Raw genomic sequence first — 9,036 nt, 5'->3', positions numbered from 1 at the left:
GCTGACCGAGGAGCAGAAGGCCGCGTTCCGCGCGGAGGGACGCAAGCCCGCGCTGCGTCTGCGCATGCCCGATGAGGACATCGCCTTCGATGACCTGATCCGCGGCACCATCGAGTTCAAGGCCGGTTCCGTGCCGGATTATGTGATCGTGCGCCCGAATGGCGATCCGCTGTACACGTTGACCAATCCGGTGGATGACGCCATGATGGATGTCAATGTGGTGCTGCGCGGCGAGGATCTGCTGAGCTCCACACCTCGTCAGATCGTCCTCTACCGCTATCTGATGAAGCTGGGCGTCGCCAAGCAGATGCCGCTGTTCGGCCACATGCCGTATGTGATGGGCCAGGGCAACAAGAAGCTTTCCAAGCGCGACCCGGAATCCAACCTGTTCAATCACCGCGACAATGGCTTCATTCGCGAGGGCCTGCTCAACTATCTGGCGCTGCTTGGCTGGTCCATCGCGCCTGACCGTGATGTGTTCTCGATGGACGAGATGATCGCCAAATTCGATGTGCGCGACGTGAAGGCCAATCCGGCCCGCTTCGACCTCGACAAGGCCGTTTCCATCAACGCCGAGCATATCCGCATGCTCGATCCCGCCGATTTCCTGGCTCGCGCCGTGCCGTATCTGCATCGTGACGGCGTGGTGTCCGCCGACTCCTGGGAGGAGCTGACGGACCGTGAGCGTTCGATTCTGACTGCCGCCGCGCCGCTGGTGCAGCCGCGCGTTCGTCTGCTGGGCGAGGTTTCCGGCATGGTCGGCTCGCTGCTGTCGACCGACGGCTATATCGAGCCTGACGCCGATGCGCGCAAGACGCTGAAGGATTCCGCCGGTGACGTGCTCGACCTGGCCATCGCCACGCTGGAAGGCGTTGACGAGACCCCTGAAACCTGGAAGGCCGAGCCGTTGCACGAGCTGCTCAACGTCGCGCTGATCGACAAGGGTGGCTATAAGCCGCGTCTGGCCTTTGGCCCGGTGCGTGTGGCCGTTTCCGGGCGCCGTGTGTCCCCGCCGCTGTTTGAATCCATTGAGATTCTCGGCAAGGACGTCACCGTGGCCCGTCTGAGGGGTCTGCGCGAGCACCTGTGACCTGCCATGCCTTCGCCGGGGAGCCTTCTCTCCGGGGGAGGGCCGGGCGGAGTTGCGCGTGGAGCCGGAGAGGCGAACGGCCCGGCGGGCGGTTGCCTATTTTCGGCTCCATGCGGCCGCGTTTGCGGCGTTGACGAGAGGCGGGGCGCTCGGCCGGCGCGGAAGTACGCTGGGTTTTTTCCTCGACCGGTTTCGTGCGGACGGCCTATGTAATTTCTCCGGAATTGCGGTGAAGGGGGATTGCTGGCGACTGCGACACGCCGAGTTTGCGCATCCTGATGTGAGTGTGTAGATTGATCATCTGTTGCGCGGTTCGCCGTGCGGCCAGTGAAAACTGAATATGCCCCCATCGTCTAGCGGTCTAGGACTACGCCCTCTCACGGCGCCAACACCGGTTCAAATCCGGTTGGGGGTACGAAGACGCCGCAGCTTATTCAGTTGCAACGCCTTGCCAATTGGGGTGTGGTGTAATTGGCAACACAGCTGATTCTGGTTCAGCCATTCTTAGTTCGAGTCTAGGCACCCCAGCCAATGAGCCCTCGCGTATGCGGGGGTTTTCTTGTATCCGCGGGCAATTTCGTCCGTTGTCGTTGCATGGCCGGGCGTAAGGTTGGGGTTGTAGGATGCTATGGGCCTTGTGAGCCAATCTATTTTCGATTCTTCCACATCTGATGACTTATTTCGGGGTGTTAAGCGTATTTCTCCAACGTTATACCAGCCAGTCGCGGTCACTTTTCGCCGCCAAAATGTAGAAGAATCTATTCTAGATGCTTCTACATGGCGTCTCGGGGAATCTGCATGAGGACAAACTTCGAGGTGGAGACGCTGCCCCAGCAAGGTGCGGTAGTGTGGGGGCTATGCATGCAGCTCAAACCACCCGCGCTCGCATTCGTCCGCACGACCCCGCCAATGACGACGATTTCCCGGTGTCCGTGTCTGCGCGGTTCGGACGATTGCAATTCCATGCCTCAGGCAAATTTCGCGTCTTGCAGTTCAGTGATATCCAGGACGGGCCGATTGTCGCCAAAGACACAATTCGCCTGATCGCAGCCGCGGTCGACGCGTCACGTCCGGACCTGGTGGTGTTCACGGGCGATCAGATCGCCGGTTACGACGGCGCGTATGGCAAGACATACCGTAAGCGGCGTTGGGACACCAGTTGGGGAGGTATGGCGGCCACCGGCCGTGCGATGGGTACTCTGGTCGGCAGCGCATTGCAGTCCGTGAGCGCCGTCCCCGCGATTTCTCGGGTTGATCAGGTCCGGGCGCGCAGGCGTGATCTGGCCCAAACGCGCGATCTGGTGCGCAGGGGTGCCGAGGAGATGCTGCAGCCGCTTGTCGACCGTGGGGTTCCCTTCGCCATCACCTACGGCATCCATGATTTTCAGTGCGGTCTCGACACGGGCGAGTTGGATGCCATCTACCGTGAATTCTCCGGCTGTCTCAATCCCGAATCGACGGCGGCCGCGCCCACCGTGCCACGCACCCAGCCGGGAAGCGGTCTGCCCGGCCAGCCGATTTACGTATGTGAGCCCGGAACCTTCGCGTTGCCGGTGCGCGATGTGGACAATACGCGCAATGTGCTCGGTTTGGTGCTGGTGGATTCCGGTGATTATGCGCGTGAGGGCGGCTATGGCACGCCATCCGGAGCGGCGCTTGGCTTTTTGCGTCAGGTGCCCACGCTGATCGGCGCAAAATCACTGGTGTTCCAGCACACTCCGATGCCGCAGTTCTATGAGCTGCTCAAGCCGGTGCCGGCGACCACCGCCTATGCGATTCAGGGCTACCGTCGTTTTGATCAGCACTGCTATGTGCTGGATGGGTCCAAAACGCAGCCCGGCAGCTATCTGGGTGAAGGCGTGAGCTGTCCGGATCGCGATTGCGGGGAGTTCGATATTCTGCGTGCCGGGAATGGGTATATAGGGCTGTTCGCCGGCCAGGATCACCGCAATGGCTTTGTGGGCAAACTGGATGGCCTGTTGTTGGGGGCCACGCCAACCGCCGGGTTCCAGACCTATGGCCCGGTGCCCGCCAAACGCGCGGCGCGACTGATCGAGTTTGATATTCGCCATCCGTACGAACCCCGTACGCAGTTGCTGGAGTTCGGTGATCTGGTTGGCAAGCCGAGCGGCAATAAGGCCTATACCTTCGCTTTAAGCCATGTGCCCACGTCTGCTGGCGACGCGGTGAATCTGCTGCGTCGCCCGGGTGTTATGGCCGGTGTCGCGGCGGCTGCGGCTGGGGTGATCGCCTCGGTGGGGAATCGTATACGAGCCGTCACATGCCGTTCATATTGGAGGCCTTGATCAGCGCGTCCGTCAGGTATTTGCCGGCGGCCATCACCAGCGGCGCGTAATGACGACCCGGCTGCTGCCCCATGCGTCCGGTCGGTCCGGAGATGGAGATGGCCGCGATGACCTGGCCCGAGGCATTGCGGATGGGCGCGGAGATGGAGCAGACCCCTTCCTCGCGTTCGTTCACCGATTCGGCCCAGCCGCGCTTGCGAACCTGACCGAGTGTGGTGGCCGTGAATTTGGCACGCCGCAAGCCCTGATGCATGCGTTCGGGGTCTTCCCACGCCAGGAGAATCTGGGCGGCGGATCCCGCTTCCATCGACAGCATGGCGCCGACGGGGATCGAGTCCCGCAGGCCGGAGGCGCGCTCCACAGCCGCGATGCAGACGCGCTGATCGCCCTGCCGGCGGTAGATTTGCGCAGATTCGCCAGTGCGGTCGAGCAGGGTGCGCAGAATCGGTCCGGCGGCGGTGAGCAGTCGGTCCTCACCCGCGGCCGCGGCAAGTTCGGCGAAGCGCGATCCCAGGACGAAGCGGCCATGCGCGTCTCGCAGGACGAAACGGTGGCGTTCCAGCGCGATGGCCAGCCGGTGCGCGGTCGGGCGCGCCAGACCGGTCGCCGCCACGAGCTGCCCGAGGGTGGACGGCCCGGATTCGAGCGCGTCGAGAATTTTCACAGTTTTATCAAGTACGCCGACGCCGGAGTGGATTTCGCCGTCGTCAACCGGCGCGGTGCGGTTGGGAGTCGTTGCGGGATGTGCCGTTTCCGCAGCCTCTTCGGGTTCTTGGGAAGTCATGAGGTGCATTTTGCCATCTCACGATGTGAAATGCAAATTGCCTGAGGCGTCCGATAGGCGAGAAGAGGGGGATAAATCACGGTAGGTCGCATATTGGGACTGCGGAAGGTTAGGCAAATTGTCGCGGAATCGTTGGAATAACGGGAATCGTCAAACGGCGGCCGGTTCGACCATCTCATATAGCGGCCGCGGTGGGAATGACTTGTGAGGCTGACTCATAGGCTGTATAGCACAACAACAGCGCGAAGACAATACCTTTACGCGAGAAAAAACGAGGAGGTCCCCGTATGGGAACGACATTGGCCGAGAAGGTCTGGGCCGATCATCTGGTACGCAAGGGCAGCGATGGGGCGCCCGACCTGCTGTACATCGATCTCATGCTGATGCATGAGGTTACCAGTCCGCAGGCGTTTGAAGGCCTGCGCCTGGCCGGCAGGAAACCGCGTCATGTGGATCAGCTCATCGCAACCGAAGACCATAACACCCCCACGGTCGACATCGACCGTCCGAATCCCGACGAGACCAGCGCTCTGCAGCTGAGCACACTCGAGAAGAACTGCAAGGAGTTCGGTGTCCGCCTGCATCCGCTGGGCGATGCGGACCAGGGCATTGTGCACGCCTTCGCGCCGATTCTGGGGCTGACCCAACCCGGCATGACCATTGTGTGCGGCGATTCGCATACCTCCACCCATGGAGCCTTCGGCGCGCTGGCGTTCGGCATCGGCACCTCCGAAGTGGAGCATGTGATGGCCACGCAGACGCTGCCGCTGAAACCCTTCAAGACCATGGCCATCAACGTCGAAGGCGATCTGCCCGAAGGCGTGACCGCCAAGGACATCATTCTCGCCATCATCGCGAAGATCGGCACCGGCGGCGGCCAGGGCTACGTGCTCGAATACCGGGGCGAGGCGATCCGCAAGCTGAGCATGGACGCCCGCATGACGATCTGCAATATGTCGATCGAGGCCGGTGCGCGAGCCGGCATGATCGCCCCCGACGAGGTGACCTTCGAATATCTGAAGGGCCGGCCACATGCGCCGGAGGGTGAGATGTGGGACCAGGCCGTCGCATACTGGAAGACGCTGAAAACCGATGACGACGCCGTGTTCGACAAGGTCGTCACGCTCAACGCCGCCGACCTGCAGCCGTATGTGACCTGGGGCACCAACCCCGGCCAGGGCTTGCCGATCACCGCCTCCGTGCCCGAGCCGGATCGGATCGCCGACGCCACCGAGCGTGCGGCGGCCGAGCGCGCCATCGACTACATGGGCCTGAAACCCGGTATGAAGATCAAGGACATCGCCGTGGACACCGTGTTCATCGGATCATGCACCAATGGCCGCATTGAGGACCTGCGTGCCGCCGCCGCCATTATGAAAGGCCGTCACAGGGCGAAGACCATTCATCGCGTGCTGGTGGTGCCCGCATCCTCCCGCGTGCGTCTGCAGGCCGAGGCTGAGGGGCTGGACCGTATTTTCAAGGATTTCGGTGCGGAATGGCGCAACGCCGGTTGCTCGATGTGCCTGGGCATGAACCCGGACAAGCTTGTGCCGGGCGAGCGTTCCATCTCCACTTCGAACCGCAATTTTGAAGGCCGTCAGGGCAAGGGCTCCCGCACGCATCTGGCGTCGCCCCAGGTGGCCGCCGCCACGGCCATTCGCGGCACGATCTCCAGCCCGGCCGATCTGTAAGCCGATTCGTATAGGCAATTTCGTCAAAGGAATCTAATCGTTATGGAAAAACTCACCACCATCACCGGCGTGGGTGTGCCGCTGCGCCGCTCCAACGTCGATACCGACCAGATCATTCCCGCGGTGTTCTTGAAGCGCGTGACCAAGACGGGCTTCGACGATGCGCTGTTCTACGCGTGGCGCCGCGATCCGAAGTTCGTTCTCAACCAGCCCGAATATGCGGGCAAGGGCCAGATTCTGGTGGCCGGCCCGGAATTCGGCATCGGCTCCTCGCGTGAGCATGCCGTGTGGGCGCTGCATGATTACGGGTTCCGCGTCGTGATCGCGCCGAGCTTCGCCGACATCTTCTACGGCAACACCGCCAAGAACGGGGTGCTGGCTGCGATTATGCCGCAGGAGTCCGTCGAGTTGCTGTGGAAGCTGCTGGAAGAGGAGCCGGGGCGCGATATGACCGTGTCTCTTGAGGACCGTACCGTCACATGCGGCGACGTGACGCTGCCGTTCGAGGTGAATGACTATACCCGTTGGCGCCTGATGAACGGCTATGACGACATCGATCTGACGCTGCAGCACGAGGACGACATCGCCGCTTACGAGCGGATGCGCGCCGAGCGTTTCCCCTTCAAGCCCAAGACCATCCCGGCCAAGCATCTGCCCGAGCAGGCCATCGCCTCCGCCCGTGAGCCCGAGGGGGAGACTTGGCCCGGCCCGCTGGCTGACCGGGGCATCATCTGACCAAAAATCCACGTAGTGGACAGTCCGGTGGGCTGCCATTCTCTTTGTTGAGCCTGGCCCGTAGAAAGGTCGGGCTCAACGTGTTGTCGCAGGCATCCAAAACGACGTGGTTTCGATCTCCAGTATTTTTGTCGCTTCGACTGTTTGACGTTGGTGCATATTGCCGCATGGCTAATTGCTGGTATGCAAGTCCCTGTTTTTATCCCATTGGGGCGCAAGCCAATACCGCGGTGTTTCCCAGCTCCAGCCCGTTTTGCAGTGAGGCGACGTGCAACGGGCTGAGCGCATGCTGTGTTGCGCTCGATTTTCACTCCGTAGGGTCTATTTGGCGTTTTGCCGAGCGCTACTTCTATTCCGTGGGGCTGTCGTCACGGTACAGACCGTCGCAAAATGCCGTAACGGCGTTGTCGTTCCGCCGTTCCTGGCCAGTTTGTCCCGTCTCGGTAGCCCTACGGAATAGAAGTAGATCTCCGGGTCTCCCGAAAATGACCCTACGGAACGCAGAAAGCATCCATGATACGGCGTGTCGTCGTTCGTCGTATGCCAGTGAATCATGATCCGCATAACCGCAATTTGCAATTTGGATGATGCGGGCCTATTGGATGATGCGGGCCGGTGGGACGGGGCGTAAGCTCGTGCATATGAGCGAACGGAACGGATCGAAAGCACGTAATGCGCACGATATGAAGAATGCGCCAGGCGCGCGGAACGCGGAAGGTACGCGGGCCGCATACTTTGCGGGCGGTTGCTTCTGGGGCTTGGAGCGCTACTTCCAGAACGTGGACGGCGTGACGGACACCACGGTTGGCTACGCGCAGTCGAGCACCCCGAACCCGACTTACGAGCAGGTATGCTCGGGCGCGCCTGATGCCGCCGAAACCGTGAAGGTCGAGTTCGATTCTTCGCGCGTCACGCTGCGCACCCTTGCCCTGCTGTTTCTTGAAGTGATCGATCCGTTCTCCGTGGACCAGCAGGGCGAGGATCGCGGTCGGCAATACCGTACCGGTATGTTCTTCACCGACGACGCCCAGCGATCCGTGTTCATCGCCGCGCTTGAGCAGCTGGTGGACCGTGACCCACGCCGCCCTGCGGTGCTGGTCGAGCCGCTGCGCAACTTCTATCCGGCCGAGGCGAATCATCAGGACTATCTGATTAACAATCCAGGTGGCTACTGCCATATTCCGCTTGCCGCCATTGCCAATGTGAAAACCCGACAGAAGTATGTCGAGCGTATTTGGGATCTGACGCTTGAGCAGTTCGCGGTCACGCAGCGTGCCGCAACCGAACGCCCGTTCGTGAACGAATATGACGAGACCTTCGAACCGGGCATCTACGTGGACGTTGTCTCCGGCAAACCGCTGTTCTCGTCCCGGGACAAGTTCGATTCCGGTTGCGGCTGGCCGGCCTTCTCCCGTCCGATCGGAGACGGCTTGCTCACCGAGCATGAGGATCACCGCATCCCCGGCCGTGACCGCATCGAAGTGCGCACCGCGGATACGCAGATTCATCTGGGTCATGTGTTCGAGGATGGCCCGACCGACCGTGGCGGCTTGCGCTATTGCATGAACTCCGCCGCCCTGCGGTTCATTCCTCGCTCCCGAATGGAGGCCGAAGGTTACGCGGCCTGGCTGCCCATGGTTGACGGCGAGTGACGGCGGCCGCCGCCGGCGGCCCGCAATCCCCTACTTCGTGTATACCGAGATGCGCTCGCCGACGTGCCTGCCGGATTCGGCCTCGTCCACCACGGCGATGGCATAGTCGGCGTAGCTGATGAAGCTCTTGCCTTCGGCGTTGACGGTGAATTCCTCTCCGGCCATCTCGTAGGAGCCGGTGCGCTTGCCCTCCGCCTGGAAATCGGCGGCTGGGCTGATGTAGGTCCATTTCACGTCGGAGCGTTCGCGCAGCTCTTCCAAAGCCTTGCTCATGCCGTTGGCCAGCGGGAGGAATGCTTCCGGGAATGTCGGCAGATCCTTGACTTGGGTCTTGTGCTCGGCGTCGGCGTACAGGCTGCCTGCGCCGCCAACCACAATGAGGCGGGTCGCGGTGCCGGACAGTGCGCCGCACAGGGTTTTGAGGGATGTGGAGTGCTGCGGCTGGTCCTCCGGCGCCCATACGCCGAACGCGTCCACGACCACGTCGGAGCCGGCGAGGTCGGCTGCGGCCAGGTCGAAGAGGTCCTTGACGATGGCGTGCTGCGCCTTGGACTTGTTCTCGCCGCGCACCACGGCGGTCACGTCATGGCCGCGCCTGACGGCCTCCTCGACGACGAGCCGACCTTCCTTGCCGTTGGCCGCGACTACTGCGATTTTCATGTTGGTTTCCTTCCGCTGAATTGCTTTTGCCTACGTGCAATACGCTATTTCCATATGGAAGAATATGGAAGAAGGCACAAAAAAGTTCTTTAGTTACCGATAACGCCCGTCTTTTTGC

General features: G+C 61.7%; 7 protein-coding genes and 2 tRNA genes. 7 read left to right on the top strand and 2 right to left on the bottom strand.

Annotation, left to right across the window (positions count from 1 at the left end):
• From B2994_RS01205 to B2994_RS01190, 4 genes are all read left to right on the top strand, one after another.
• On the top strand, nt 1–1,090 hold a 1,090-nt coding region (locus B2994_RS01205; RefSeq protein WP_291526584.1), incomplete at its 5' end, for a glutamate--tRNA ligase.
• Between the two features lie 342 nt (nt 1,091–1,432).
• A tRNA-Glu gene (locus tag B2994_RS01200) sits at nt 1,433–1,505 on the top strand.
• A 41-nt stretch (nt 1,506–1,546) separates the two neighbouring features.
• Nucleotides 1,547–1,621 (top strand) — tRNA-Gln (locus tag B2994_RS01195).
• Nucleotides 1,622–1,947: 326 nt separating this feature from the next.
• Nucleotides 1,948–3,396, top strand: coding sequence for a serine/threonine protein phosphatase (locus B2994_RS01190; RefSeq protein ID WP_291526583.1), 1,449 nt, complete (start codon nt 1,948–1,950; stop codon nt 3,394–3,396).
• On the opposite strand, the gene B2994_RS01185 is transcribed toward B2994_RS01190, so the two are convergent.
• Complete coding sequence (locus B2994_RS01185; RefSeq protein WP_291526582.1) at nt 3,368–4,180, bottom strand: IclR family transcriptional regulator; 813 nt, start codon at nt 4,178–4,180, stop codon at nt 3,368–3,370. The two genes, B2994_RS01190 and B2994_RS01185, sit on opposite strands and share 29 nt — an antisense overlap.
• 287 nt (nt 4,181–4,467) lie before the next feature.
• Here B2994_RS01185 and leuC point away from each other — a divergent pair, with 287 nt between their 5' ends.
• The 3 genes from leuC (at nt 4,468) to msrB (ending at nt 8,258) form a co-directional block, all read left to right on the top strand.
• Nucleotides 4,468–5,871, top strand: a complete 1,404-nt coding sequence (gene leuC / locus B2994_RS01180; RefSeq protein ID WP_291526581.1) for a 3-isopropylmalate dehydratase large subunit — start codon at nt 4,468–4,470, stop codon at nt 5,869–5,871.
• Nucleotides 5,872–5,913: 42 nt separating this feature from the next.
• Nucleotides 5,914–6,606, top strand: coding sequence for a 3-isopropylmalate dehydratase small subunit (gene leuD / locus B2994_RS01175; protein WP_291526580.1), 693 nt, complete (start codon nt 5,914–5,916; stop codon nt 6,604–6,606).
• Between the two features lie 683 nt (nt 6,607–7,289).
• Nucleotides 7,290–8,258 (top strand): peptide-methionine (R)-S-oxide reductase MsrB, encoded by a 969-nt coding sequence (gene msrB / locus B2994_RS01170; RefSeq protein ID WP_291526579.1) that lies wholly within the window; start codon nt 7,290–7,292, stop codon nt 8,256–8,258.
• A 30-nt stretch (nt 8,259–8,288) separates the two neighbouring features.
• Here msrB and B2994_RS01165 read toward each other — a convergent pair whose 3' ends face one another.
• Nucleotides 8,289–8,918 carry an NAD(P)-dependent oxidoreductase gene (locus B2994_RS01165; RefSeq protein ID WP_291526578.1) on the bottom strand — a complete coding sequence of 210 codons (630 nt, stop codon included), beginning with the start codon at nt 8,916–8,918 and terminating at the stop codon, nt 8,289–8,291.
• Nucleotides 8,919–9,036: the final 118 nt, after the last annotated feature.

Origin of the sequence: Bifidobacterium sp. UBA744 (assembly GCA_002298605.1) — a bacterium.
Classification (GTDB): domain Bacteria; phylum Actinomycetota; class Actinomycetes; order Actinomycetales; family Bifidobacteriaceae; genus Bifidobacterium.
This window is presented reverse-complemented; position numbering and strand designations above follow the sequence as displayed.